This window comes from Streptosporangium sp. NBC_01469 (assembly GCF_036227305.1).
Classification (GTDB): domain Bacteria; phylum Actinomycetota; class Actinomycetes; order Streptosporangiales; family Streptosporangiaceae; genus Streptosporangium.
Window position 1 is genome coordinate 4,638,429 of sequence record NZ_CP109465.1, and the last position, 24,592, is coordinate 4,663,020.

Consider the following 24,592-nt stretch of genomic DNA (forward strand, 5'->3'; position numbering starts at 1 on the left):
GGCGGGACGCCGTACGGGAGGTACGAGGTCGTGACGAAGGACGAGACAGGCCAGGAGCGGCTGGAGGACGGCGAGGTCCTGGCCGCCGCGCTGGCGGGTGACGAGCCGGCGTTCGGCGCGCTCGCGGAGAGGTACCGGCGGGAGCTGCGGGTGCACTGCTACCGGATGCTCGGCTCGTTCGAGGAGTCGGAGGACATGGTGCAGGAGACGTTCCTGCGCGCCTGGCGCAAGAGGGAGAGTTTCCAGGGGCGCTCGACGTTCAGGGCCTGGCTGTACCGGATCGCGACCAACGCGTGCCTGGACTTCCTCGACCGCCACCCGCGCCGCCCGCGCCCGCGCGAGGCGCCGGTACTGGCCACCGCCGGTGTGCCGTCGCCGTCGTCGACCGAGGTCTTCTGGCTGCGCCCCTACCCGGACCGTCTCCTGGAGCCGGCCGCGCCCGCCGGTGCCGAGCCGGACGCCGCCGTGGTCGCCAAGGAGACGATCGAACTGGCGTTCATGGCCGCCATCCAGCACCTGCCTCCCCGGCAGCGGGTGGTGCTGATCCTGCGCGACGTGCTCGGCTGGTCGGCGCAGGAGGCCGCCGCGCTGCTGGAGGTGAGCGTCGTCTCGGTGAAGAGCACCCTGCAGCGGGCGCGGTCGACGATGAGGGAGCACCTGCCCGCGCGACGGCTGGAGTGGGCGCCGTCCTCGGATCCGACCGGTGAGGAACGCGCGGTGCTGCAGCGCTACATCGACGCCGTCGAGCAGGCGGATCCCGCGATCCTGGCGGGGGTGCTGCGCGCGGACGCGTGGCAGTCGATGCCGCCGGCGCCGATCTGGATCCTGGGAGGGCCGTCGATCGTCGACGCGTGGCGCCCGGCGATGGTCGGCCCCGAGGCGTGGGGAGACTGGCGCGTCCTGCCCACCCGCGCCAACCGGCAGCCCGCCGCGGCGGCGTACGTCAGGCGTCCCGGCGAGTCCGAGTACCACGGTTCGTGGCTCGGTGTCCTGCGCGTCGAGGACGGGCTGGTGACCCAGGTCACGACCTTCGGCGCCGAGATCTTCCCGGCTTTCGATCTTCCCCAGACGCTGTGACGGGCGCCGGCGGGAACCCGGCGCCCTCGCTTCCCGGGCGGTTCGGGCCGTCGTTCGACGTGCGGACGGTCGTGGTCGAGCCCGGCGGCTCGCGCGTCCACGACGAAGCCGAGTGGCGGGGGGCGATCGTCCTGCTGGAGCGCGGGCGGATCGAGCTGGTCTGCTCCGACGGCGGTCGCCGGGCTTTCGGGCGCGGCGACGTGCTGTGGCTGGAGGGGCTGCCGGTGCGCGCCCTGCACAATCCGGGACGGGAGCCCGCCGTCCTGCTCGCGATCTCCCGGCGACCCGCGCGGCGCTGATCTCCCGGTCCGGGGACCCGGAGGATGCCGGTTCTTTCGTTCCGGGGACCCGGACGATGCCGGTTCTCCCGGTCGGGGGCGGCCGGAACAGCGTCCCGGCGCCGTCCGGAGGGCGTGGGACACGACGTCTCTTCTTTTTCCCGGCGGCGCCGGACCCCGGACCGATTCCTTTTGCGGCGTCCCGCCGTCGTACAGGTCACACGCCTCATCGCGAAGGGAAAGAACATGAACGATATACAGAAGCGGGTCCAGGAAGCGGCCGACAAGCTTGTGGAGTCCGGCGCCGAGCGGGGCCTGCAGGTCGCCGCGTACCGGCACGGCGAGCTGGTGGTCGACGTCGTCGCGGGCGTCGCCGACCCGGCCACCGGGCGCCTCGTCACGCCGGACGTCCCGTTCTGGAGCGCCTCGACCGGCAAGGGCGTCACCTCGACCGTGGCGCACGTGCTCGTGGAGCGGGGCGTCTTCGGCTACGACACGCCGATCGTCGAGCTGTGGCCGGAGTTCGGCGCCCACGGCAAGGAGCGCGCGACCGTACGGCACGCCCTGACCCACTCGACGGGCGTGCCCGGCGTACCGGTGGCCACCACGCCCGAGGACCTGTGCGACTGGGAGAAGATGTGCGCGGCGATCGCCGACGCCGGGCTCTGGTGGGAGTCCGGCACCGCGACCGGCTACCACCCCCAGTCGTTCGGCTACATCATCGGCGAGATCGTCCGCCGGGCCACCGGCAAGCCGATCTCCCAGGTCCTGCGGGAGGAGGTCGCCGGACCGCTGGGGGTGGCGGATGAGCTGTTCTTCGGCGTCCCCGAGTCCGAGCTGGGCAGGCTGGCCCGCCTGGAGGACGCGCCGAGTGATTTCGAGATGTCTCCGGAGATGTTCGCGGACATCCCGTTCTTCAAGGTCGTGGACGGCTACACGGCGGCGCCGATGGCGGCGATGCCCGACGCCGGTTTCGGCAACCGCGCCGACGTGCTGACCTCCGACATCCCGGCGGGCGGCACCATGTCCGCCCGCGCCGTGGCCCGCATGTACGCCGCCCTGCTGGGCGAGGTGGACGGCGTCAGGCTCGTCTCGCCGGAACGGCTCCGCGAGATCACCTCGGTGGAGTTCAGCGGCGTGGACGAGGTCACCACCTTCCCGACCACCAGATCCCTCGGGTACGCCCTCGGCGCCACCCAGCTCCTCGACAGCCCCACCCTGTTCGGCATGGCGGGCAGCGGCGGATCGGCCGCGTACGCAGACACGGCCACCGGGATCGCGATCGCCGTGACCAAGAACCTCGTCTCCGGCGGGGATTTCACCACCTTCGACGCCCTCGGCGGGCTCGTCCTGAATGTCGGTGGCGACCGCTAGGGTGCCGCCCGTGCCGCACGGCGGATCCGCCGTGCGGCACGCGCCACCCGCTTCGGCGCCGCCCGTCACGTACGCCCATGCCCATGAGTCCGCACGCCCGGATCTCACGCCCCCCGCGCACCGCGCGAGCAGGAAAGAGGAGTCGCCCCGTGACCGTCACCGATGAGAAGACCGGACCGCGAGCGCGGGCCGAGGCCGCGCAGGACGGCATCCGGATCGTCGGGGCCCGCGAGCACAATCTCAAGGACGTCTCCCTGACCATCCCGAAGGACAGGATCACGGTCTTCACCGGGGTCTCGGGCTCTGGCAAGTCGTCCATCGTCTTCGACACCGTGGCCGTGGAGGCCCAGCGCCAGCTCAACGCCACCTTCACCTGGTTCATCCGCAACCAGCTGCCCAAGTACGAGCGCCCGCAGGCGGACGTCGTCGAGAACCTGACGACACCGGTGATCGTCGACCAGAAGCCGGTGGGCGGCAACGCCCGCTCCACCGTCGGCACCATGACCGACATCTACCCCATGATCCGGGCCCTGTTCGCCAGGCACGGCAACGGGCTCGTCTCCACCTACTCCTTCAACGACCCGCAGGGCATGTGCACCGAGTGCGACGGGCTGGGCAGGACCGTCCAGGCCGACGTCGACCTGATGCTGGACCGGACGAAGTCGCTGAACGAGGGCGCGATCCTGCTGCCGGGCTACAAGGTCGGCGGCACCGAGTGGCAGGTGTACGGCAACTACGAGCTGCTCGACCCCGCCAAGCCCCTGTGCGACTACACCGAGCAGGAGTGGCGGACGCTGCTGCACGGCTCCGAGGGCACCGTGCAGCTGAGCATGAAGAACGGCTCGTACCAGATCGCCTACGAGGGCATCGTCGACCGCTTCACCAGGCTGGGTGTCAAGCGCGACCTGAGCACCCTGAGCGAGCGGACCCGCGAGGGCATCCAGCGGTTCGTCACCGACGGCGTCTGCCCCGCCTGCGACGGCGACCGGCTGAATCCGGCGGCGCTGGCCACCCGCGTCGGCGGGCGCAACATCGCCGACTACGCCCGGATGCAGATCAGCGACCTCATCGAGGTGCTGTCCACGCTCGACGAGCCCGCGTCCGCCTCCATCGCCGCCGCGGCGCGCGGCGCCCTGGAGCGCCTGGCCGCGATCGGGCTCGGCTACCTCAGCCTCGACCGGGCCGCCGCCACGCTGTCCGGCGGCGAGGGCCAGCGGCTGAAGCTGGTGCGGCACCTGGGCAGCAGCCTGACCGGGATGACCTACATCTTCGACGAGCCCAGCACCGGCCTGCACCCGCGCGACGTGGGCAGGCTCAACGACCTGCTGCGCGCGCTGCGCGACAAGGGCAACACGGTGATCGTCGTCGAGCACGACCCCGACGTGATCGCGATCGCCGACCACGTCGTCGACGTCGGCCCCAGGGCCGGGACACACGGCGGCGAGATCGTCTTCGAGGGAACGTACGCGCGCCTGCGGGAGGCCGGCACCCTCACCGGGCAGGGCCTGCGCCGCACGGGCGAGGTCAAGGAGGACTTCAGGACGGCGCGGGGCACGCTGCCGATCCGCGACGCCGACCTGCACAACCTCAAGAAGGTCTCGGTGGACATCCCGGCCGGGGTGCTGACCGCCGTCACCGGCGTGGCCGGATCGGGCAAGAGCACGCTCATCGCGCAGGTGTTCGCCGGGGCCTACCCCGAGGCGATCTTCGTGGACCAGTCGGCCATCGCCGCCTCCTCCCGCTCCACCCCGGCCACCTACCTGGCCCTGATGGATCCCATCCGCAAGCTGTTCGCCACGGCCAACGGGGTGGCTCCCGGGCTGTTCAGCTTCAACTCCACCGGGGCGTGCGCGGAGTGCCAGGGCAAGGGCGTGATCATCACCGAGCTGGCCTACATGGACCCGGTCACCACGCACTGCGAGGCCTGCGACGGCCGCCGCTTCAACGACGCGGTGCTCGTCCACAAGCTACGCGGGGCGTCCATCGCCGACGTTCTGGAGATGCCGGTCGAGGTCGCCGCCGACTTCTTCCACGAGCCCGCGCTCCGCGCCAAGCTGCGCACCCTCACCGAGGTCGGCCTCGACTACCTCAGCCTCGGACAGCCGCTGAGCACCCTGTCCGGGGGCGAGCGGCAGCGCATCAAGCTCGCCACCCACCTGCACCGCACGAGCAGCGTCTACATCCTCGACGAGCCCACCACCGGCCTGCACATGTCGGACGTGGACACCCTGCTCGCCCTGATGAACGGCCTGGTCGACAGGGGCAACACGGTCGTGGTCATCGAACACAACCTCGACGTCGTCGCCCACGCCGACTGGATCGTCGACCTGGGCCCCGACGGCGGCAGGAACGGCGGTGAGATCGTCTTCACCGGCACCCCTCGGGAGCTCCTGGCCTGCCAGGACTCGCTCACCGCCGAATACCTGCGCCGCCACCGGTCGGCACGCTCGGCGTGAACCGCTCTCACTGGCGGGTGCGCCCGACGTGAACGGCTCTCACCGGTTCGTACGCTGGGCGTGAACGCGCGCAACCCCGCCGGACGGTCCGGCCGCCCGGCGGGGTTCCGCGCTATCGCGCGCAGGTGAAGATCGCGGTGCCGGGCAGGTGGTGGCCGCGCAGCGGGCTCCAGCCGCCCCACTCGCGGTCGTGACCCGGTGGCCACTCGGGTTCGGTCAGCCCCCGCAGCACCAGCCCCGACGCGGTGATGAGCCCGACCCAGTCGGCCATCGTGCGGTGGTGCTCGACGTAGGAGGGTCGCCCGTCCTCGCCGATCTCCACGTACGCGGAACGGTCGAAGTAGGAGCGGTCGGAGGTGAGCCCGGCGGGGCCCGGGTCGTCGGGGAAGGCCCAGCGGACCGGGTGGCTAACCGAGAAGACCAGCAGGCCCCCGGGGCGCAACACCCGGTGGATCTCGGTCAGGACGGCCCCGGCGTCGGCCACGAACGGCAGCGCGCCGTACGCCGAGCAGGCCAGGTCGAACGCCCGGTCGGCGAAGGGCAGGACCTCCGCGTCCGCCTGGACCACCGGCAGCGCGGATCCGGCCTCCAGGTCGATCCGGCCGGAGTGCTGGAGCTGCCGGAAGGACAGGTCGAAGGCGGCCACCCTGGCGCCCTGCCCGGCCAGCCATCGCCCGCACTGCCCGGCACCGCAGCCGATCTCCAGCACGTCCTTGCCCGCGACGTCGCCCAGCAGGCGGGCGTCGGTCTCGTCCAGGCCCTCGGGGCCCCAGACGAACCCGGAGTCGCGCAGGAACTCCCCGTGCTCCGCCTGGTACTCGTCGGCGGCGCCGTCCCACCAGCCGCGGTTGGCCCGGGAGGTGGCCGCGGCGTCCACCCGGTGGCGGCCCACCCCGGCGAGGCTCATCAGCGCATCTTCGGGCGGGGCATCTTCGCGCCGCGCGGCAGCGGGCCCTTGGGCATCGGCAGCGTCTGGGGGAGAGCCTTCAGCCGGTTGTTGATCTCGTACAGGGCGGGCTTCTTGAGGTTGCGGGGCAGCTTCATCAGATGCCGCTGCAGTTTGGCCAGCGGGATCTGCCCGTCGCCGTCGCCGGACTGTACGTCGTAGACGGGGACGTCCAGCGCGACCCGCTGGACGCGCTTCTTCTCGGCGACCAGCATCTTCTGCACGCGGCTGCCCGGCCCCTCGGAGACCAGGATGATGCCGGGGTAGCCGACCACGCGGTGCACGATGTCCTGGTCGCGGGTGACGGCGACGGCGGGGGTGACCTCCCAGTTGCCGCGCATGCCCTGCAGGATCGCGGCGGCGGCGCCGACCTGCCCGTGCAACATGGAGTACTGGGCCCGCTGGGCGAGCTGGCCGAACACCACCAGCCCGACGGTGAGGGCCAGCATGATCCCGATGAAGAGGAGATACCAGAACCAGCCCGTGACCAGGCCGATCACCACGCACAGCGCGAGCGTGCCCAGCGCCGAGGCGTAGACGATCGGCATCCCCTTGGGATTGGCCTCCTTGATGATCTTCGCGATCATGCGGAGCTGCTTGATGCGCCCCGGGCGCTCTGAGTCTTCGGGCTTCTTGGCCATGTTCTGAAGGATACAAATCCAGGGGTCAAGAAGTGAAAACGTAACCTGCCGGGCGCCGGGTCCTGGGCGGGGTCACGGGCGCCTCCGTGACCGTACGTGTTCGCCGGCGCCGGGCGGCTCGTACGAGCCCGCGAACGCCGTACGGCCGCACGGGTGCGCCGCGCGCGATCCGGCCGTGCCGAGCGGAGGCGAAAACCGGAAGGACCCCGCTCGGGAGCGGGGTCCTTCCGGTTTCACGGGTTCGCCGAGGGGATCAGGCGTGCTGGCGAGCCTCGATGGCCTGCTTGTACAGCCGGCCCGCCCGGTAGGAGGAACGGACCAGCGGTCCGGAGAGGACCCCGGCGAAACCGATGGCCTCCGCCTCCTTCTGGAGCTCCACGAACTCCTCCGGCTTCACCCAGCGCTCGACGGGGTGGTGGCGCGGGGTGGGCCGCAGGTACTGGGTCACGGTGAGCAGGTCGCACCCGGCCTCGTGCAGGTCGCGCATGGCCTGGACGATCTCCTCGCGCTCCTCGCCCATGCCGAGGATCAGGTTGGACTTGGTCACCAGACCGGCCTGGCGGGCCTTGGTGATCACTCCCAGGGACCGGTCGTAACGGAACGCGGGCCGGATGCGCTTGAAGATCCGCGGCACGGTCTCGATGTTGTGCGCGAACACCTCGGGCCTGGAGGAGAACACCTCCTCCAGCTGGGCCTGGTCGCCGTTGAAGTCGGGCACCAGCAGCTCGACGCCGCAGCCGGGCAGGAGCGCATGGATCTGCCGCGCGGTCTCGGCGTACAGCCACGCGCCGCCGTCGGGCAGGTCGTCGCGGGCGACACCGGTCACGGTCGCGTAGTTGAGCCCCATCTGCCGCACCGAGTCGGCCACGCGGCGCGGCTCGTCGGTGTCGTACGCCTTGGGCTTGCCGGTGTCGATCTGGCAGAAGTCACACCGCCGGGTGCACTGGTCACCGCCGATGAGGAAGGTGGCCTCGCGGTCCTCCCAGCACTCGGAGATGTTGGGACAGCCGGCCTCCTGGCAGACCGTGTGCAGCCCCTCGCGTTTGACCAGCGCCCGGAGCTCGGTGTGGTTCGGGCCCGCCCTGAACTTGGTCTTGATCCAGTCGGGCTTCTTCTCGATGGGGGTCTCGGCGTTGCGGACCTCGAGGCGGAGGAGCTTCCGCCCCTCGGGGGCGACGGTCATGCGAGCTCCTTCGTCGGTCGGGGGACCGAGGTGGTGCACATCGAGGTGCTGTAAATGTCGTCACGCTCGCTCACCTCACCAGCTTATGTCCCGCCGTAAGCTGCGGCGGACCCGGGGCGCGGTGCGCGGGACGGTACGGAAGACGGTGCCGGAGGCGGTGCGGAAAGCGGTCCTGGAAGCGGTGCCGGAAACAGCGCCGGGAACGCCGGGAACGGCGTGGGGGGCCGATGCGGGAACCGGCTCCGGCCGCGGCCGGGGGACCGGCCCCGGAAACGGTCCGGGGCCGGTGCCGGGATCAGCGCCGGAAGAGGTCTTCCTCGGGCAGTTCGAAGGCCTGCGCGCCGAGCGCCTCGGCCAGGTGCTTCTCGGCGTACGGCAGGACCTCGTCGACCACGATCCGGCGGCCGGTCTCGGCCGACAGCGAGGAGATCCCGGCGTCGCTGATGCCGCACGGGACGATCCGGTTGTACCAGCTCGGGTCGTTGGAGCAGTTGAGCGCGAACCCGTGCATCGTGACGCCGCCCGAGACCCGGATGCCGATCGCCCCGACCTTCCTGTCCGGCAGGCCGTGCGAGGGGTCTCCGGCCACCCAGACGCCCCCGCGCCCCTCCACCCGGCCCACCTGGACCCCGAAGTCGGCGCAGATCTGCACCAGGGTCTCCTCCAGGAGCCGCACGTAGGCGTTCACGTCGAGAGGGCCGCCGAGCCTGACGATCGGGTAGCCGACCAGCTGGCCGGGGCCGTGCCAGGTGATCCGCCCGCCCCGGTCGACCTCGACGACCGGGGTGCCGTCGGAGGGCCTCTCGTGCGGCGCGGTGCGTTTGCCCGCCGTGTAGACCGGCGCGTGTTCGAGCATCAGGCAGGTGTCGGGAATCTCCTCGGCCACCCGGCGCGCGTGGATGCGCCGCTGAAGATCCCATGCCTGCTCGTAGGGGAAGTCAACGCCAAGACGGACGATTGCCAGGTCACTCACGCCTCAAGAGTAGTTGACCCGTTCGTGGTTAAGACGTGAGAAGCCGAGGCTCGATGCGGAACTCCTTGGCCCCGCCCGCCCCGTCGTGCTCCACCCGGTAGGCGTAGGCGTCCGGGTGCACGCTGACGGCCTGGATGAACTCGGTGCCCACGTAGTGCAGGGCGACGCCCTCGTCGGCGGCGTAGCCCTCGGGCAGCTCGCCCGAGGCCACCGCCTCGTGCAGCAGCCGGCGGCGCTGCGGGTCGGAGTTGTAGTGGACGCCGCAGGAGTAGGGAAGCATACCCAGGCCGTCGGACCACACCCGCAGCGTCGGCCCGAAGGAGTCGGTGTTGCCGCCCACGTGCCAGCAGAGCGCCCCGGCGCTCTGGCCCGCCAGCACGACGCCCGCCCGCCACGCCTCCTCGAAGATCTCGTCGAGGCCGTGCAGCCGCCACAGGGCCGCCAGGTTGGCCACGCTGCCGCCGCTGACGTAGATGATGTCCTGGCTGAGAACCCACTCGCGCGGGTCCTCGACGTTGGTCATCGGGAACACGGTCAGGTGGCTGACCTCGACGTCCCACGCGCCGAAGGCGCCGTACATCTTCAGCAGCCACTCCGCGTCGTCGCCGGTGGCGGTGGCGAGCAGGCCCAGGCGGGGCCGGTCCTGGCCGGTGAGGTCGAGGGCGTACCTGAGCAGCGGGCTCGCCTCCATGGTCCCCTGGCGGATGGAGGCGCGGAACGAGCCGCCTCCGATCGCGAGGATGTGCGACTGCCCGGGGCTGCCCATGTCTGTCTCCCAGTGGTTTCATCGGCCGGAACGCTGAAAACAGGGATCTTAGAGTACGGCGGTCAGTGCCTCGTTGAGACGCGTATGCCGGAAAGCGTGGCCGCTGTCGAGCAGGCGCCGCGGGATCACCCGCTGGCCGGTCAGCACTCCCTCCTCGGCGAACTCCCCGAGGGCCGTGCGCAGCAGGAAGCCCGGCACGGCCAGCGGCATCGTGGGCCGGTGGAGGGCCGCTCCGAGAGCCTTGGTGAACTCGGCGTTGGTGACCGGTTCGGGCGCCGTCACATTCACCGGCCCCGAGATTTCCGGATTTTTCAGGATGTGTCGTACGGCGAGAACCCAGTCGTCGATGGAGATCCACGACCAGTACTGCCGCCCGGAGCCCAGCGGGGCGCCCAGCCCCGCCTTGAAGATCGGGAGGATCCGCGACAGCATGCCGCCCCGGCCGCTCAGCACCAGGCCGGTACGGAGCCTCGCCACCCGGATCCCCGCCTCCTCGGCGGGCGCCGTCTCCGCCTCCCAGGGCACCACGACCTCCCGCGCGAGGAACCCGGCACCCGCGGGCGCCGTCTCGTCCACCGCCACGTCCCCGGTGTCGCCGTAGAAGCCGACCGCCGAACCGGACAGCAGCACCGCGGGCTTCGCCGTCAGCTCGGCGAGCGCGCCCGCCAGGGTCCTGGTCCCCTCGACCCGGCTGCGGACCACCTCGCGTTTGTAGTCCTCGCTCCAGCGCCGGTCGCCGATGCCCGCGCCCGCGAGGTGGACCACCGCCTCCGCGCCCTCCAGCGCCGCCCGCTCGACGACCCCCTTCGCCGGGTTCCAGAAGGCCTCGTCGCCGCCCTCCGGCGCCCGCCGGACCAAACGGACCACCCGGGCGCCGTCGTCCCGCAGAGCCCTGACCAGAGCCGATCCCAGCAGGCCCGAGGACCCGGTCACGATGATCGTCATGCCGTCCAATGTAATCGACCTCCCCCGGAGTCTTCGGAAACCGGACGCCCACCGGATTCGCGTCACCCCCGCGAGCTCTCTCGCGGCGCCGCCGGGTCCGTACGGGCCCGCCTTCGCGTACCGGCGGCCACCGGTCCTCACCCGGGGGAGAACGAGCCGGGCCGGCCCGCGACGTCGCGGACCGGCCCGGTGGGAGAGAACGGGTGACTAGCCGTGCAGGCCCAGCTGGTTCTCGAAACGGCCCTCCTCGAGACGACGCTTGATCGTCGTCAGGAAGCGGGCGGCGTCCGCGCCGTCGACCAGGCGGTGGTCGTAGCTGAGCGCCAGGTACATCATCGAGCGGACGGCGATGACCTCGCCCTCCGGGGTGTCCAGGACCACCGGGCGCTTGACGACGGCACCGGTGCCCAGCATGCCGACCTGCGGCTGGTTGAGGATCGGCGTGTCGAACAGCGCGCCGCGGCTGCCGGTGTTGGTCAGCGTGAACGTGCCGCCGGTGATCTCGTCCGGGCTCACCTTGTTGGTGCGGGTGCGCTCGGCGAGGTCGGCGATCTTACGGGACAGCCCGGCGATGTTGAGGTCGCCGGCGTCCTTGATCACCGGGACGAGCAGGCCGCGCTCGGTGTCCGTCGCGAAACCGAGGTGCTCGGTGTCGAAGTACGTGACCTCGTTGGTCTCGCTGTTGATCGTGGCGTTCAGCTTCGGGTGCTGCTTGAGCGCCTCGATCGTGGCGAGGGCGAAGAACGGCGTGAACGTGAGCTTGACGCCCTCGCGCCGCTGGAACTCGGCCTTCGCCTGGTCGCGCAGCCGCGCGATCTTGGTGACGTCGACCTCGACCACGGTGGTGAGCTGGGCCGAGACCTGCAGCGACTCGACCATGCGCTTGGCGATGGTCTGGCGCAGCCGCGACATCTTCTCGGTGCGCCCGCGCAGCGTGGTGTCCACCGCGATCGGCTCCGGGGCCTGCGGGGCCGCCTGGGCCGGGGCCTGGGCGGCGGCCTGCGGGGCCTGGGGCTGGGCCTGGGCAGCGCTGGCACGCTCGCGCTGGGCGCGGGCGGCCTCCAGGACGTCCTGCTTGCGGATGCGCCCGCCGACGCCGGTGCCGGTCAGCGCGTCGAGGTCCACGCCGTGCTCACCGGCGAGCTTGCGCACCAGCGGGGTGACGTACGGGCTGTCGCCCGACGGCTGCGCGACGGGCTCGGACGCCGCGATCGGGGACGGCGGCGCGGCCTGGGGCGCCGGGGGGGCCTGAGCCGGGGCGGGAGCCTGCTGCGCCTGCGCGGGTGCCGGGGCCTGCTGCTGGGGTGCGGGCGCCTGCTGCGGGGCGGGCTGCGGGATCGAGGAGACCGGCTGTGCCTGCTGCTGCGGGGCGGGCTCGGGCTCCGGCTCGGGGGCCGTCTCCTGCGCCGGGGCGGCGGCGCCCTCGGTGCCGTTCTCGTCGATGACGGCGAGCTCGGCGCCGACCTCGACGGTCTCGTCCTCGGCCACCACGATCTTCGTGAGGATGCCCGCCGCCGGGGACGGGATCTCGGTGTCGACCTTGTCGGTGGAGACTTCGAGAAGGGGCTCGTCGGCCTCGACGCGCTCACCCTCCTTCTTCAGCCAACGGGTGACGGTGCCCTCCGTGACGCTCTCACCGAGCTGGGGCATCTGTACGGACTTCGGCATTGGTTGTCTTCTCTCGCGTTCCGAGTGAGGGCTTGCGTTAGTTGTGGACGTGGAGCGGCTTGCCGGCCAGCGCCAGCATCGCCTCGCCGACGGCCTCGGACTGGGTGGGGTGCGCGTGGATCAGCTGCGCGACCTCGGAGGGCAGGGCCTCCCAGTTGTAGATCAGCTGTCCCTCGGTCACCAGCTCGCCGATGCGGCGGCCGACCATGTGCACGCCGAGGACCGGGCCGTCCTTCTTCGCGATGATCTTGACGGCGCCCTGTGTCTGCAGGATCTGGCTCTTGGGGTTGCCCGCGAGGTCGTAGGTCAGCTCGACGATCTCGTGGCCGCGCTCCCTGGCCTGGGCGGAGGTGATGCCCACCGAGGCGACCTCGGGGTCGGAGTAGGTGATCCGGGGCACGCCGTCGTAGTCGATCGGCACAGGGTTCAGCCCGGCGATGTGCTCGGCCACCAGGATGCCCTCGGCGAAGCCCGCGTGCGCGAGCTGCAGGGTCGGGATGAGGTCACCGACCGCGTACACGCCCGGCACGCTGGTCTGGCAGAACTCGTTCACCGTGACGGCGCCGCGCTCGATCGCGATGCCCGCCTCCTCGAAGCCCATGCCCGCGGAGACCGCGCCGCGGCCGACCGCGACGAGGAGCAGCTCGGCGTCGAGGGTCTTGCCGTTGGCCAGGCTGACGACCACGCCGGTGTCGGTGGTCTTGACGCCCTCGAAGAAGACGCCCAGCTCCTGCTTGATGCCGCGACGGCGGAAAGAGCGCTCCAGCAGTTTGGAGCTGGACTCCTCCTCCAGGGGCAGCAGGTGCGGCAGGGCCTCGACGATCGTCACCTCGGCGCCGAAGGAGCGCCAGACGCTGGCGAACTCCACGCCGATGACGCCGCCGCCCAGGACGACCACCGAGGTGGGCACCCGGTCGAGCTTGAGCGCGTGCTCGCTGCTGATGACCCGCTCGCCGTCGATCTCCAGCCCCGGAAGGGACCTGGGCGCGGAGCCGGTCGCCAGCACGATGTTGCGGCCCTCGTAGACCTCGGAGCCCACCGACACCCGGTTCGGGCCCGCGAGACGGCCCTCACCCTCGATGATCGTGATGCCCTTGCTCTTGAGAAGGCCCTGCACGCCCTTCCAGGCGCGAGTGACGATCTTGTCCTTGAACGCGTGGACCGCGGGCACGTCGATGCCCTCGAAACGGGCCTTGACGCCGTAGGTCGCGCTTTCCCGCGTCTCGTCGGCGACCTCCGCGGAGTGCAGAAGCGCCTTGGTGGGAATGCATCCACGGTGCAGGCACGTGCCGCCGATCTTGTCCTTCTCGATCAGCGCGACCGTCTTGCCCAGCTCGGCCGCCCGCAGAGCGCAGGCATACCCTCCGCTACCGCCACCTAGGACGACGATGTCGTAGGGGCCGCTGCCATCAGCCACAGGAAAGCTCCTTGTCGGATCGAAATACCGTCTTCACGGTCGCGCCCCTCGTCGTGCCCTGGGCGGCCGCGCGGATCCTCGATCGCATCCACACCGCCGCCGGGCCCGGCTCGGCGCCGCGCCGGTGCCCGCCCTTGGCCTGACCCCGGCAACCGCATCTTTTCATTTGTCTAGGTTGCTTGTGACCCGCTTGCGCGGCGACAACGGTTACCGCGAAGGCTCGCCCGCGTAGCGCTCGGCCAGGCCGACGAGCGTCCGGGTGATCGCCCCGGTGCCGCCCTTCGGCGTGTAGCCGTGGGCCTCGCCCTTGTTGAAGGCGGGACCGGCCATGTCAATGTGTGCCCAACGGACCCCGTCCGGCACGAATTCCCGCAGGAAGATGGCGGCCGTCAGCATCCCGCCGAAACGCTCGGGGTGCAGGTTGGCGATGTCGGCCACCGGGGAGTCGAGACCCTTGCGGAGCTCGTCGGGCAGGGGCATGGGCCACGCGGCCTCGCCCTGCTCGCCCGCCGTCGCGACGATCTCCGCGCGAAGGTCGTCGTCGTTGCCCATGACGCCCGCCGTCCGCCAGCCCAGCGCGACGATCTGCGCGCCGGTGAGCGTGGCGACGTCGACGATCACGTCGGGGTCGTCCTGCCCGGCGCGGGCGATGCCGTCGATCAGGACCAGGCGGCCCTCGGCGTCGGTGTCGAGCACCTCGACGGTCTTGCCCGCGAAGCTGGTGAACACGTCGGAGGGGCGCTGCGCGGTGCCGCTCGGCATGTTCTCCGCCAGGCAGAGGTAACCGACCGCGTTGACCTTCAGGCCCAGCCTGGCGATCGCCAGGAGGGCGCCGAAGACCGCGCCCGCGCCGCCCATGTCCGACTTCATCCAGTCCATCGAGGCCGTCGGCTTGAGCGACAGGCCGCCCGAGTCGAAGGTGATGCCCTTGCCGACGTACGCGAGCTTCGTGCCGGCCTCGGGGTGGCTGTAGGAGAGGCGGACCAGCCGGGGCGGGTTGGCCGACCCCTGGCCGACGGCGACGATGCCGCCGTAGCCGCCCTCCTTGAGCGCCTTCTCGTCCAGGACCTCCACCGACAGACCGGCCTCGGCGCCCACCTGCTCGGCGATCTCGGCGAAGCGGGCCGGCCACAGGTCCGACGGCGGGGTGTTGACCAGGTCGCGGACGAGCGAGACCGACTCGGCCAGGGTGGTGGCGCGCTCGATCGCGGCCTGGGCGCCCTCGGCGTCGGTCAGCACGGCCAGCTCGGACACCGGGGAGCTCTGCTCTCCGGCGGTGCGGTATCTGGTGAAGGAGTAGGCGCCGAGAAGGCCGCCCAGGGCGACGGCGCCCGCGTGCTCCGCGCTCGCGGCGGGCAGGGCGAGCGCCACGCGGCCGGTGCCGGTCAGGGCGCGGACCGCGGTGCCCGCGGCGCGGCGCAGGACCTCGGCGTCGTAACCGTCCGCGGGGCCGTCACCGGGGACGTCGCCCAGGCCGACGACGACCAGCAGGGGCGCGGTCAGCGCGCCGAAGGTGGGGATCTTGGAGATCTCGCCCGGCTTACCCTTGGCGCCCACGCTCTCGAGCGTGGCGGCGAGTCTGCCGCCGAGCGCCTGGTCGAGGCCCTCGGCCCCGGGAGCGGGAAGCAGGCCGTCCGGTCCGGTGTGGACGCCGACGACCAGCGCGTCGGTATCGAACGAGACAGCGTTGTCAGTTGGGGTAAGCCGCACAGTGGTCACGTAGGCCGATGCTAGTCGGGCTGGCGCAGTACGCATAAACGAGGGTTCGTCCTACGAATCGTGCTGCCCGATGGTGCTATTCGGAGTGGCACCATCGGGCGGCTTGGTGCTAATGTCGCTAGCACTATGTTGCTTACCTTGGATCTGAACGATCCCCGGCCGCTGCACGAGCAGGTCGCCGAGGCGATCAGACGCGCCGTCGCCGAGGGTTCGTACGCTCCGGGAGACCGGCTCCCGCCGGCTCGCGACCTGGCCGCCGCGCTGGGCATCAACGCCAACACGGTGCTGCGCGCCCTGCGGGACCTGCGCGACGAGGGGGTGCTGGAGTTCCGCCGGGGTCGCGGCGTGAGCGTGCTCAGCCGCCCCAACCCGCGCAGCGTCATCGAGGAGAAACTGCGCGCCCTGCTCGACGAGGCGGTCCAGTACGGCTACCGCCACGACGACGTCATCGAGCTCATCAGGGAACTGTCATGACCGGGCCGGGAGCCCGGTCCTTCGAAGGGGTGACCGACGTGGGGCTACGAGCCCGATTCCTGTCCATCGCCGCCGGCTGGGTCGCGCTGGTGACCGCCGAGCTGATCGCCGCGCCGCTGGTGCTGCGAGACCGGCTGCCCGATCCGATCGCCACGCACTGGGGCCCGTCCGGCGCCCCCGACAACTCGATGCCGTTCATCGCCTCGCTGCTGTTCCAGGTGGGCCTGTGGGTGCTGCTCGCGGGCGGGGCCTGGGTGCTCGCGCTCACCAACACCGCGATGTTCAGGCGCAGGGCGAGCCGCATGGGGCTCGGCGCCCTGCTGGGCGGTGCCGGCCTGTTCCTTCCGGGGTTGCAGGCGGTCACGCTGGTGGCCAATCTCGACGCCCCCGACTGGGGGCAGGCCACCGACCTGGGGTGGGGCGCGCTGCTCGCGGTCGCGGGGCTGGTGCTGGGCGGCTGGATCGGCGCCCTCGCCGCCCGCCCGGGGCCCGACGACCATCCCGAGCCGTCCGTCGTCCCCACGCGGCGGCTCCGGCTCCGCCCCGGCCAGCGCGCGGTGTGGGTCTCCTCGGTGAGCAGCGGCCCGCTCGTCGCGCTCGGCGGTTCCGTCCTGGCCGCGGGCCTGGGGTGCGCCGTGCTCGCCCTGATCGGCGGCGACGGCGCGCTGCGGGTCCCCGCGACGATCATGTCCCTCGCGGGCCTGGTAGGGGTGACCTTCAGCTCGGTGCGGGTGCAGGTCACCGAGGAGGGTCTCGCGCTCTTCTACGGGCCGTTCCGCCTGCCTCGCAAACACATCCCGATCGAGCGGGTGGAGCGGGCCTGGTCGGAGGAGTTGTTCCCGTCCAGCGTCGGAGGCTGGGGCGTCAGGGGGCTGCCGGGAGCCGTGACGGTCATGATCCGCAGCGGGGAGTGCCTCGTGGTGGGCTACGTCTCCGGTGGCCGCTTCGCCGTCTCGATCGACGACGCGGAGAGCGGTGCCGCCCTGCTGAACACCCTCGCGGACCGGGCGTCCACCGGGCCGTCCGCCCGCTGACCCCCGCTCCGGCCCGTCCATCCCTTTCCTTCTCCTTCCTTCGCCCGTTCTTTCCCACCGCGGTCTTCCGGCCCCTTCGTCCCCTTCCGCCTTCTTTCCCCTCGCGGTCTTCACGGCCCTTCCGCGGTCATGTCCGCTGCCTTTCCAGTCCTCTCGCCCGGTCCTCTCGCCCGGTCCTCTCGCGTCCAAGCACCCGAAGGCGGTGTCATGCTTCGTCGATTCCCCGACCTGTGGTTGTTCCTGCTCGTCGCGTTCGGCCTGTCCTGGTTGTTCGCCCTTCCCCTCTGGCTGGCGGACACGCCGACCGGCACGCTCACGTTCACGGCGATCGGGGTGGCGATGATGTTCACCCCGACGCTCGGAGTCCTCGCCGTCCGGTTGCGCGGCAGGTGGCTCGGGGACCCCGCCACCGGGCGCGAGTGGGCGGTGCGAACCGGTCTGTCGGCGGGCGGGAGCCGGGGCCGCACGCTCGCGCTGGTCGCGCTGGCCTGGTTCGGCATCCCCGCCCTGGTCGTCGCCGCGATCGCGCTCAGCGCCGCCCTCGGCCTGCTCTCCGTCGACCTGCGAGAGTTCAGCCTGTTCCGCGAGAGCCTGGCGGCCACGCCGGGCGGGCCGCCCCCGGCGGCGACCGGAGTCCTGGTGGCCGCGCAGGCCGCGGCGATGGTGCTGGTCGCCCCGCTGGTCAACTCGGTCGCGGCCTTCGGCGAGGAGTGGGGGTGGCGAGGCTGGCTGCTGCCGCGTCTGACACCGCTCGGCACCTGGCGGGCGATCCTGGTGTCCGGGGTGATCTGGGGGCTCTGGCATTTCCCGCTCACCCTGCGCGGATACAACTACCCCGAACTGGAGGTGTGGGCCGCGCCGATGTTCATCGTCTTCTGCGTGATCTTCGGAGCCCTGCTCGGCTGGCTCCGTCTCCATTCGGGAAGCGTCTGGCCCGCGGTCGTCGGGCACGGATCACTGAACGCCTCAGCGGGCCTGATGCTGCTCGTCGGCGACGCGGCCGACCCGCCGGTGTTCGCCGTCGCGGGGATCACGAGCCTGGTCGGTTCGGCGCTGCTGGTGGTGGTCTCGGCACTGCTGTTCAAATACCGGCCGGTCGAGCGGCCGGTCCCGGCCGCCGTCGCGTGAGAACCAGACGGGGAAGGTCCCCCGGATCTCTTCGGACCGGGCCGGGAGGGAGATCAGTTCGTGAGAATGGTGCAGGCCAGCAAGGTCGCCGCGGTGGCGATCTCGACGAGGGCGCCGAGCACGTCACCGGTGACACCACCGAGCCGCCGTACGGCCCTGCGCCGTACGGCCCAGGCCACCAGCAGCCCCGCGAGCATGGCCAGGGGGAGACCCCAGGGGGTGATGAACGGCCCCAGCCCCGACATGAGGCCCACACCGGGGATGCTTGACTCGATCTCGGGGAGGTAGTTGGTGATGTCCGCATAGGCCACATAGCCCCGCTCGAACGCGCCGGAGGACTCGGACGGGGAGCCGGAGGACCACAGGTCGAAGGCGCTCACGCCGTGGAGATAGACCAGTGCCGCCGTTCCCGCTAGCACCAGCACGGTCACGGCCACCGCGACGCTTCGCCGCACGGTGCCCGCGACCATCGCGCCGAGCCCGTCGGGGCGTGCCGGGGGAATGCCCGCGCGGCAGGCCCACGTGAGGGCCAGCCGTCCGGCCGCGCAGGCCGCCACCAGGGTGATCGCGCCCGTTCCCGCTCCCGCGCAGGCGGCCTCCCACAGGGCCGTCACCTGCACCAGCAGGACGAAGATCAGCGTCATCACCCCGAAGGGGCCGATGTCCGACCGCTTCATGATCTCCAGCGCACGCTCGGCGGGTTTGGCGCTGCCCAGCCCGTCGGCGAGGTCGGCCAGCCCGTCCAGGTGCAGCCCCCGGGTGAGCAGCGCCACGGTCACCACGGCCAGCACCGACGCCAGAAACGGTGTCGTCCCCAGGGACAGGGAGATCATCAGCACCAGCCCGCCGCCGGCCCCGATCACCGCCCCCACCAGCGGGGCCGTCGCCATCGCGATTCCCCCCGCCCGGCGGTCGACCACTCCGGGACGGACCGGGAACACGCTCAGCGTGCCGATCGCGAGACGCACCCCGTCGGCGAAGGTGGACGGACCGTCCGCGGGCGGGGGCGAGGGCTCGGACATGACCGATGATCGTAGCGCTCGGCCTCTCCGGCGCCGCGACCGCACGCGTCCACCGGATTCGGCGGTGTGCCGTCTCCGGGACGGCCTCGGCCAGGGCCGCCCCGGAGACCCGGTGGGGGTTGCCGGTCACAACGGTTGTCAGCCGCAACGGTCGCTGATCACAACGGTTGCCGACCACAGCACCGGGGAGATCGGGCGGCAGGGGTCAGATGGGGAGGGGGAGGAGGCGGCCGGCGACGACGAGGGTGACGTCCTCCGACTCCAGGGCGAGGCGCTGGTTCAACCGGCCGAGGGTGTCACGGAACATCCGCCCGCTGGCGGTGCCGGGCACCACACCGAGACCGACCTCGTCGGAGACCGCCACGACCCGGGCCCGGGTCTGCCTCCAGGCCGCCACCAGGTCGTCGCACCGGGCCGCGACAGTGTCTCTGCCGTCTCTGCCGTCCCTGCCGCCTTCGCCGTTTTTGTTGTCCCCGCTGTCCCCGCTGTCCCCGCTGTCTCTGTCGTCCCGGCCGCCTTCGCCGGTTTCCTCCGGCCAGGCGTCGCACTCGTCGAAGACGGCGGCCACCCAGGTGCCGAGCCCGTCGATCAGCAGCGGGGTGTCGGCGGACCGCAGCAGCCCGGCCAGGTCGGTGGTCTCGGCGGTCCTCCAGTGGGCGGGCCTTCGGTCGCGATGTGCCCGGACCCGGCGCAGCCACTCGGGGTCGCCGTCGCCGGACGGCCCGGTCGCGACGTAGAGCACCTCGGGCTCGGCCGCCAGCCGCAGTTCGGCCTCCGCGGACTTGCCCGACCGGCTCCCCCCGAGCAGCAGGGTCCTCCTGGGCGGGGGAGCCTGGGCGGGAGGGGGCTCGCTCGTGTCGACGACCGTGCCGTCCGGCACGACGCGCACCCCCCACAGCGCGGCCCGCCGGGTCAGTTCCGCCTCCGTCGGCACCCGGTGGTCGACATCGACGGTCACCACGTGCGTCCGCTCGCCGACGAGGCCTCGCCGGCGCAGGTCCCCCAGCCGTTCGGGCCGGTCCAGCACGTCCAGCAGCACCAGGTCCAGCGCCTCTTCCACGTCATCGGCGCCCTCCACCTGCCCGTCCCGCTCGTCGTACGAGGACTCCCCGTACGAGGACTCGTCGTACGGATAGGAAGGGGAGGAGGCGGCGTGGAGGACGCGCCGGCCGCCGGGGGTGGTGACGGTGAGGCCGTCCGGGCCGGGCGAGGCGCGGTAGCCGGGCGGGAGCGGGCCGGAGAGCGGCAGCCGCACGGAGCCGCCGAATGCCACCGGGCCGTCGGGCACCAGGGGGCCGTCCGGTGCCACCGAGACGTCAAGTACCACGGAGGTGGGGCGGCGGCCGGGCGTGACGCGGGCACAGGAGGCGCACCCGCAGTCCGGGGCCGGCCACCCGCCCGCGCCCGCCGTGCCGGAGATCAGGACCTTCACGCCCGGTCTCCCCTCGGGTTGAGACGCTGGTTGAGAAGCTGGTCGGGAAGCCGCGAGCCTCCGCCTCCGGGTGAAGGCGGACGGCACCCGAGGCGTACGGGGAGTGCCGGGAACGTCCCGGCGGCGTAGCACGAGGCCATGATCTCGCCTTCATGCCCGGGAGTGCCCGGGAGAGGTAGGGTTCGCTGAGCCGCCGAGGGGCACCGGCAGGACCCGCGAGAAGGAGCTATGGCATGACTTGGCGCTGGCGTTATGAAAACGCGAATGGTGGCGAGGTAGTCGAGGGTGTTTCGCCGTCCGACACGTTCCCGAGCCAGGCCGATGCCGAGTCGTGGCTCGGTGAAAGCTGGCGCGAGTTGCTGGAGTCCGGGGTTGAGAAAGTCACCCTGATCGAAGGCGAGCGTGTTGAGTACGAGGGAATGTCACTGCGCCCGGAATGAACCTGAGTGAATGGAAACCTCTCGGCCCCTCGATGAAGACGAGGGGCCGAGGGGTTCTTTCTGTCCCGCGAGCGAATTCCCACGCACGAACTGTCCCGCGAGCGAGCTCCCGCGCGCGAACGCGGGGAGCCACGGTGGACGCCTCCGGCGTTCACGATGACCGGTCACGACCGGTCACGATGACCGGTCACCGCTCTCCGTGACCCGCTCCTGCTCCGCGCTAGGGACGCCGCTCGGGGCTCACGGTCTTGGAGGGGTCGCGCTCGACGATCGGGCCGAGGACGTCGTCGATCTTCTTCAGTACCTCGGACTCCAGTTTCACCCCCGAGGCCTTGACGTTGTCGCGGACCTGCTCGGGCCTGCTGGCCCCGACGATGGCGGAGGCCACGTTGGGGTTCTGCAGCACCCAGGCCACCGCGAGCTGGGCCATGGTCAGGCCGAGGTCGGCGGCGATCGGCTCCAGCTGCTGGACGCGGGTGAGCACGTCGTCGTTGAGCATCCGGGCGATGAAGTTACCCCCGGCGGGGTCGGTGGCCCGGGAACCGGCGGGGGGCGGCTGCCCCGGCCGGTACTTACCGGTGAGCACGCCCTGGGCGATGGGAGAGAAGACGACCTGGCCGAGGCCCTCCTTCTCGCTCAGCGGCACGACCTCGGCCTCGATGACCCGCCACAGCATGGAGTACTGGGGCTGGTTGGAGACCAGGCGGTCGAAGCCCATCTCATCGGCGATCTTCAGTGCCCGGCCGATCTGGTCGGCGGTCCACTCGCTGACGCCGACGTAGAGGACCTTGCCCTGGCGTACGAGGTCGTCGAACGTCTTGAGGGTCTCCTCGAGCGGAGTCTCGTTGTCGAAGCGGTGTGCCTGGTAGAGATCGACGTAGTCGGTCTGCAGACGGCGCAGCGAGCCGTGTATCGACTCGGTGATGTGCTTGCGCGACAGCCCCCGGTCGTTGGGGCCCGGTCCGGTCGGCCAGTAGACCTTGGTGAAGATCTCCAGGGACTCTCGGCGGACCCCCGTGAGGGCGCGGCCAAGGACCTCCTCCGCCTTGGTGCCCGCGTACACGTCGGCTGTGTCGAAGGTGGTGATCCCCTCGTCGAGTGCCGCTCGCACGCACTGCTTGGCGGCGTCCTCCTCTACCTGGGAGCCGTGTGTGATCCAGTTGCCGTAGCTGATTTCACTGACCATGAGACCGCTGCGGCCAAGGTGGCGGAATTCCATGGTCCGAGATTAGTAGGCGTCATATTTCATGACGATTCGGGATACCCTGCCGGGCGTGTTGCGGATGATCACTTCTCGGAAGGTACGGCTCGCGCTCGCCGCCGCGGTGCTGGCGGCGGTCGTCGTGGCGGTCGCCCGCCTGTGGCGCCGAGCGGAGGAGCGCCGGGCCGCCCTTCCGATCGAGGGATCCCGGGGCGTCTCCCCGGCGGAGGGCCCGGTCGCCTCCTCGGTAAAGGAACCGGCCCCCGGAGCCGAGCGCGCGACGCGGTGGCCCCCGGCGCCCATCCTCGGCACCCCCACGGACGAGGACCTCAGGCGGTACGCCGCCAGGCCGCCCTCCGCCTTCCGGGCCGCCGTCGAGCGGACGTTCGAGCGGGGGCCGCGGACACCGGGGAAGCCGTTGGACGAGGGCACCCGGAGCCGCCTGGTCCGCTGGGGCGCCGCCGGGATCGCGCTGTGCCTGCTCGCCTTCGGCACGCAGCTTCTGGAGAGCGCGGTCTTCTCGAACGGGGTGGAGACCGTCGAGGTGACCGATTTCGGGAGCTTGTACGGCACGGACGGGGGATGCGAGCTGGAGCCGGGGCTGCACCTCACGGACGAGCAGGGGACGGCGAGCGTGTACGGGTGCGTGGAACAGGGTTCCTACCCGGCGGAACCCGTCCAGCCGTACGAGACCCCGACCCCGTACGAGACTCCGAGCCCGTACGAGACCGCTGCGACTCCCGTGGCGGTTCCCGACGCCGACTGCCACCCGCGGGCGCGGACCCCGCGGGTGCGGGCACTCAACCCCAGGGTGACCCGGGCGGTGAACCACCAGTGGCGCCGCATCGAGAGGTGGCTGGAGGCCAACGCCCCCGCGAGCCGCCGCACGCTGGGCAAGCCCGCCAGAGCCCGTACGATCGCCGTCGCGGAGGCGCAGATGGGTTTGCGTTTCCCCGACGATCTGCGTGCCTCCCTGCTGCGGCACGACGGGGCCTCCGTCGTGGCCGACACCTGGCCGTTCGGGTTCCTCGGTAACTGGAACCAGGGGGTCCGCGGGATCCGTGACACCTGGCGGCAGCTGTGCGGGATAGACGCGGAGGTCGAGGGCGCCGCCGAACTCGACGCCGACGTACGGGCGGAGTGGTGGGACGGGCGGATGATCCCGTTCGGCGCCGACGGGAGCGGCAATCACCTGGTGATCGACTCCGTGGTGCGTGACGTCGGCGACACCGATCACGAGGGCCAGATGAGTTTCACGCCCGGCGAAACCCGGATCAGTTCCTACTACGGCCTGCTGAGGATGACGGCGGATGCTCTGGAGACCGGCGGGTCCATCGGTTACTGGAAGCCGGTCGTCACCGATGGCGAGCTGGACTGGAACGTGATCGAGAGTGACGTCGTCCAGGAGTGACCTCGCCCGATTCGGATTCAGGGGCGACGTCGTTCAGAGGTCATGCTTCATCCGGCTCGGGAGTCCTGGTTCGGAAGTCCCGGTTCGAAAGTTCGGTTCAGGAGTCCCGAACCGGGAGCCCCGGTTCAAGGGTTCCGGTTCGGAAGTTCCGGTTCTGGAGCGGTGAGATCCCCCAGGGCCGGGCCGCCCCGCCACTGGGAGACGCGAAGAACCCCGCCCCCTCGTGGAGGGGACGGGGTTCGGAGACATGCTCGGCCGCGGTGCTCCTCGGGCGCCGTCGTTGGCTTCGCCGCCGTCAGTTCTTCGGCGGGACGGGCCGGCCGCCGGGCAGCACGGCGGGCGGCGGGAAGCGCAGCTTGCGGATCTGCAGTGCGCGCATGGCGGCGTAGAAACCGACGCCCTTGAGGTTCTCGTTGGGGAACTTCTCGGCGGTGAGCTTCTTCACCTTCCAAGACACCCAGATCGAGGTGAGCAGCACGCCGACCATCATGAGCGGCCAGCCGACCGTGATCACCGCGACGTAGACGTAACCGCGGACGTCCGCCGGGAACGGGATCCAGGTGAGCAGCAGGATAAGAAGGGAGAACGGCAGGAAGTACTGGCTGGCGAGACGGCGGGAGTCGACCCAGTCTCGCGCGAACTTCCTGGCGGGCCCCTTGTCGCGGGCGGGGAAGTAGCGCTCGTCGCCACGCAGCATGCCCTCGCGCGCCTTGACGCGCTCGCTGGCCTGGCGTTCGCGGAGGTTCTTGTAAGCCTCTTTGCGGTTCTGGGGGGCGTTCACCGGCTGCCGGCGACGGCCTTCGGCGTCCCGTCGCTTGGGTGTGGGACGCCCCTTGCCCGCAGGCTTAGGATCGTTAGCGGAGACGGGGGAGTCGTCCGCGGTGGTCTGGGTACGTCGGAACACAACGTCAGCCTACCGGGACTGCAACTTAGTGACGCCCCCGCGCGTTATGCGTAGGGTGAACCCTATGGTGGCTCCGGTGCTTTTTCGGGGGGCTGGAATCACT

General features: G+C 71.4%; 23 protein-coding genes. 10 read left to right on the top strand and 13 right to left on the bottom strand.

Translation table 11 applies throughout. The annotated features are described in order from the left end of the window. The first annotated feature begins 30 nt into the window (after positions 1–30). The 4 genes from OG587_RS20685 (at position 31) to OG587_RS20700 (ending at position 5,185) form a co-directional block, all read left to right on the top strand. The gene (locus tag OG587_RS20685) at positions 31–1,077 is read left to right on the top strand and encodes an RNA polymerase subunit sigma-70 (protein WP_329092710.1); all 1,047 of its coding nucleotides are present in this window, start codon (positions 31–33) and stop codon (positions 1,075–1,077) included. Continuing rightward, on the top strand, positions 1,074–1,376 hold the full coding sequence (locus tag OG587_RS20690) for a hypothetical protein (protein WP_329092711.1): 303 nt from the start codon (positions 1,074–1,076) through the stop codon (positions 1,374–1,376). Before OG587_RS20685 ends, OG587_RS20690 begins: the two co-directional genes overlap by 4 nt. Positions 1,377–1,601: 225 nt before the next feature. Next, positions 1,602–2,729 (top strand): serine hydrolase domain-containing protein, encoded by a 1,128-nt coding sequence (locus tag OG587_RS20695; RefSeq protein WP_329092713.1) that lies wholly within the window; start codon positions 1,602–1,604, stop codon positions 2,727–2,729. A 149-nt stretch (positions 2,730–2,878) separates the two neighbouring features. Further along, on the top strand, positions 2,879–5,185 hold the full coding sequence (locus OG587_RS20700) for an excinuclease ABC subunit UvrA (RefSeq protein WP_329092715.1): 2,307 nt from the start codon (positions 2,879–2,881) through the stop codon (positions 5,183–5,185). Positions 5,186–5,297: 112 nt separating this feature from the next. Here OG587_RS20700 and OG587_RS20705 read toward each other — a convergent pair whose 3' ends face one another. The 8 genes from OG587_RS20705 to lpdA all read right to left on the bottom strand — a co-directional run bounded on the left by OG587_RS20705 (position 5,298) and on the right by lpdA (position 13,724). Beyond that, entirely contained in the window at positions 5,298–6,092 is a 795-nt protein-coding gene (locus OG587_RS20705; protein WP_329092717.1) for a class I SAM-dependent methyltransferase, read from the bottom strand. Next, a complete protein-coding gene (locus OG587_RS20710; RefSeq protein ID WP_329092721.1) occupies positions 6,092–6,772 on the bottom strand; it encodes a DUF4191 domain-containing protein in 681 nt (226 codons plus the stop codon). The genes OG587_RS20705 and OG587_RS20710 overlap by 1 nt, the downstream gene beginning before the upstream one ends. Positions 6,773–7,025: 253 nt before the next feature. Next, positions 7,026–7,955, bottom strand: a complete 930-nt coding sequence (gene lipA / locus OG587_RS20715) for a lipoyl synthase (RefSeq protein ID WP_329092723.1) — start codon at positions 7,953–7,955, stop codon at positions 7,026–7,028. 295 nt (positions 7,956–8,250) lie between these two features. Continuing rightward, on the bottom strand, positions 8,251–8,928 hold the full coding sequence (gene lipB, locus OG587_RS20720) for a lipoyl(octanoyl) transferase LipB (RefSeq protein WP_329092725.1): 678 nt from the start codon (positions 8,926–8,928) through the stop codon (positions 8,251–8,253). A gap of 28 nt (positions 8,929–8,956) precedes the next feature. Beyond that, positions 8,957–9,694: a peptidase E gene (locus OG587_RS20725; protein WP_329092727.1), complete on the bottom strand. Its 738-nt coding sequence runs from the start codon at positions 9,692–9,694 to the stop codon at positions 8,957–8,959. Between the two features lie 48 nt (positions 9,695–9,742). Continuing rightward, positions 9,743–10,639 carry a TIGR01777 family oxidoreductase gene (locus OG587_RS20730; RefSeq protein WP_329092729.1) on the bottom strand — a complete coding sequence of 299 codons (897 nt, stop codon included), beginning with the start codon at positions 10,637–10,639 and terminating at the stop codon, positions 9,743–9,745. 207 nt (positions 10,640–10,846) lie between these two features. Beyond that, positions 10,847–12,307, bottom strand: coding sequence for a 2-oxoglutarate dehydrogenase, E2 component, dihydrolipoamide succinyltransferase (gene sucB, locus OG587_RS20735; RefSeq protein ID WP_329092730.1), 1,461 nt, complete (start codon positions 12,305–12,307; stop codon positions 10,847–10,849). Positions 12,308–12,344: 37 nt separating this feature from the next. Next, positions 12,345–13,724, bottom strand: coding sequence for a dihydrolipoyl dehydrogenase (gene lpdA, locus OG587_RS20740; protein WP_329092732.1), 1,380 nt, complete (start codon positions 13,722–13,724; stop codon positions 12,345–12,347). 11 nt (positions 13,725–13,735) lie between these two features. Between lpdA and OG587_RS20745 the strand changes: the two genes are divergently transcribed. Beyond that, entirely contained in the window at positions 13,736–13,867 is a 132-nt protein-coding gene (locus tag OG587_RS20745) for a hypothetical protein (RefSeq protein ID WP_329092734.1), read from the top strand. Positions 13,868–13,931: 64 nt separating this feature from the next. Here the strand turns inward: OG587_RS20745 and OG587_RS20750 are convergent, their stop codons facing one another. Further along, a complete protein-coding gene (locus OG587_RS20750) occupies positions 13,932–15,479 on the bottom strand; it encodes a leucyl aminopeptidase (RefSeq protein ID WP_329092736.1) in 1,548 nt (515 codons plus the stop codon). Positions 15,480–15,581: 102 nt separating this feature from the next. Between OG587_RS20750 and OG587_RS20755 the strand changes: the two genes are divergently transcribed. The 3 genes from OG587_RS20755 to OG587_RS20765 all read left to right on the top strand — a co-directional run bounded on the left by OG587_RS20755 (position 15,582) and on the right by OG587_RS20765 (position 18,079). Next, on the top strand, positions 15,582–15,917 hold the full coding sequence (locus OG587_RS20755) for a GntR family transcriptional regulator (protein ID WP_329092738.1): 336 nt from the start codon (positions 15,582–15,584) through the stop codon (positions 15,915–15,917). Further along, positions 15,914–16,951, top strand: a complete 1,038-nt coding sequence (locus OG587_RS20760) for a DUF1648 domain-containing protein (protein ID WP_329092741.1) — start codon at positions 15,914–15,916, stop codon at positions 16,949–16,951. The genes OG587_RS20755 and OG587_RS20760 overlap by 4 nt, the downstream gene beginning before the upstream one ends. Before the next feature lie 207 nt (positions 16,952–17,158). Next, positions 17,159–18,079 carry a CPBP family intramembrane glutamic endopeptidase gene (locus OG587_RS20765; RefSeq protein WP_329092743.1) on the top strand — a complete coding sequence of 307 codons (921 nt, stop codon included), beginning with the start codon at positions 17,159–17,161 and terminating at the stop codon, positions 18,077–18,079. Between the two features lie 53 nt (positions 18,080–18,132). On the opposite strand, the gene OG587_RS20770 is transcribed toward OG587_RS20765, so the two are convergent. Further along, a complete protein-coding gene (locus tag OG587_RS20770; protein ID WP_329092745.1) occupies positions 18,133–19,101 on the bottom strand; it encodes an adenosylcobinamide-GDP ribazoletransferase in 969 nt (322 codons plus the stop codon). Between the two features lie 205 nt (positions 19,102–19,306). After that, positions 19,307–20,533: a bifunctional adenosylcobinamide kinase/adenosylcobinamide-phosphate guanylyltransferase gene (locus OG587_RS20775; RefSeq protein ID WP_329092747.1), complete on the bottom strand. Its 1,227-nt coding sequence runs from the start codon at positions 20,531–20,533 to the stop codon at positions 19,307–19,309. 233 nt (positions 20,534–20,766) lie between these two features. Here OG587_RS20775 and OG587_RS20780 point away from each other — a divergent pair, with 233 nt between their 5' ends. Then, on the top strand, positions 20,767–20,973 hold the full coding sequence (locus OG587_RS20780; RefSeq protein WP_329092749.1) for a hypothetical protein: 207 nt from the start codon (positions 20,767–20,769) through the stop codon (positions 20,971–20,973). A gap of 220 nt (positions 20,974–21,193) precedes the next feature. Here OG587_RS20780 and OG587_RS20785 read toward each other — a convergent pair whose 3' ends face one another. Beyond that, complete coding sequence (locus OG587_RS20785; protein ID WP_329092751.1) at positions 21,194–22,192, bottom strand: aldo/keto reductase family protein; 999 nt, start codon at positions 22,190–22,192, stop codon at positions 21,194–21,196. 28 nt (positions 22,193–22,220) lie between these two features. Here OG587_RS20785 and OG587_RS20790 point away from each other — a divergent pair, with 28 nt between their 5' ends. Then, positions 22,221–23,585, top strand: coding sequence for an SMI1/KNR4 family protein (locus OG587_RS20790; RefSeq protein ID WP_329092753.1), 1,365 nt, complete (start codon positions 22,221–22,223; stop codon positions 23,583–23,585). A gap of 295 nt (positions 23,586–23,880) precedes the next feature. On the opposite strand, the gene OG587_RS20795 is transcribed toward OG587_RS20790, so the two are convergent. Further along, positions 23,881–24,489 carry a DUF3043 domain-containing protein gene (locus OG587_RS20795; RefSeq protein ID WP_329092754.1) on the bottom strand — a complete coding sequence of 203 codons (609 nt, stop codon included), beginning with the start codon at positions 24,487–24,489 and terminating at the stop codon, positions 23,881–23,883. Positions 24,490–24,592: the final 103 nt, after the last annotated feature.

Bases quoted from the DNA above. Each gene is read 5' to 3' on its own strand.
- OG587_RS20695 (WP_329092713.1), top strand. From the start codon at position 1,602: ATGAACGATATACAGAAGCGGGTCCAGGAAGCGGCCGACAAGCTTGTG.
- OG587_RS20705 (WP_329092717.1), bottom strand. From the start codon at position 6,092: ATGAGCCTCGCCGGGGTGGGCCGCCACCGGGTGGACGCCGCGGCCACC.
- OG587_RS20710 (WP_329092721.1), bottom strand. From the start codon at position 6,772: ATGGCCAAGAAGCCCGAAGACTCAGAGCGCCCGGGGCGCATCAAGCAG.
- lipA (WP_329092723.1), bottom strand. From the start codon at position 7,955: ATGACCGTCGCCCCCGAGGGGCGGAAGCTCCTCCGCCTCGAGGTCCGC.
- OG587_RS20725 (WP_329092727.1), bottom strand. From the start codon at position 9,694: ATGGGCAGCCCCGGGCAGTCGCACATCCTCGCGATCGGAGGCGGCTCG.
- OG587_RS20730 (WP_329092729.1), bottom strand. From the start codon at position 10,639: ATGACGATCATCGTGACCGGGTCCTCGGGCCTGCTGGGATCGGCTCTG.
- sucB (WP_329092730.1), bottom strand. From the start codon at position 12,307: ATGCCGAAGTCCGTACAGATGCCCCAGCTCGGTGAGAGCGTCACGGAG.
- OG587_RS20750 (WP_329092736.1), bottom strand. From the start codon at position 15,479: ATGCGTACTGCGCCAGCCCGACTAGCATCGGCCTACGTGACCACTGTG.
- OG587_RS20760 (WP_329092741.1), top strand. From the start codon at position 15,914: ATGACCGGGCCGGGAGCCCGGTCCTTCGAAGGGGTGACCGACGTGGGG.
- OG587_RS20765 (WP_329092743.1), top strand. From the start codon at position 17,159: ATGCTTCGTCGATTCCCCGACCTGTGGTTGTTCCTGCTCGTCGCGTTC.
- OG587_RS20770 (WP_329092745.1), bottom strand. From the start codon at position 19,101: ATGTCCGAGCCCTCGCCCCCGCCCGCGGACGGTCCGTCCACCTTCGCC.
- OG587_RS20780 (WP_329092749.1), top strand. From the start codon at position 20,767: ATGACTTGGCGCTGGCGTTATGAAAACGCGAATGGTGGCGAGGTAGTC.
- OG587_RS20785 (WP_329092751.1), bottom strand. From the start codon at position 22,192: ATGGAATTCCGCCACCTTGGCCGCAGCGGTCTCATGGTCAGTGAAATC.
- OG587_RS20790 (WP_329092753.1), top strand. From the start codon at position 22,221: ATGACGATTCGGGATACCCTGCCGGGCGTGTTGCGGATGATCACTTCT.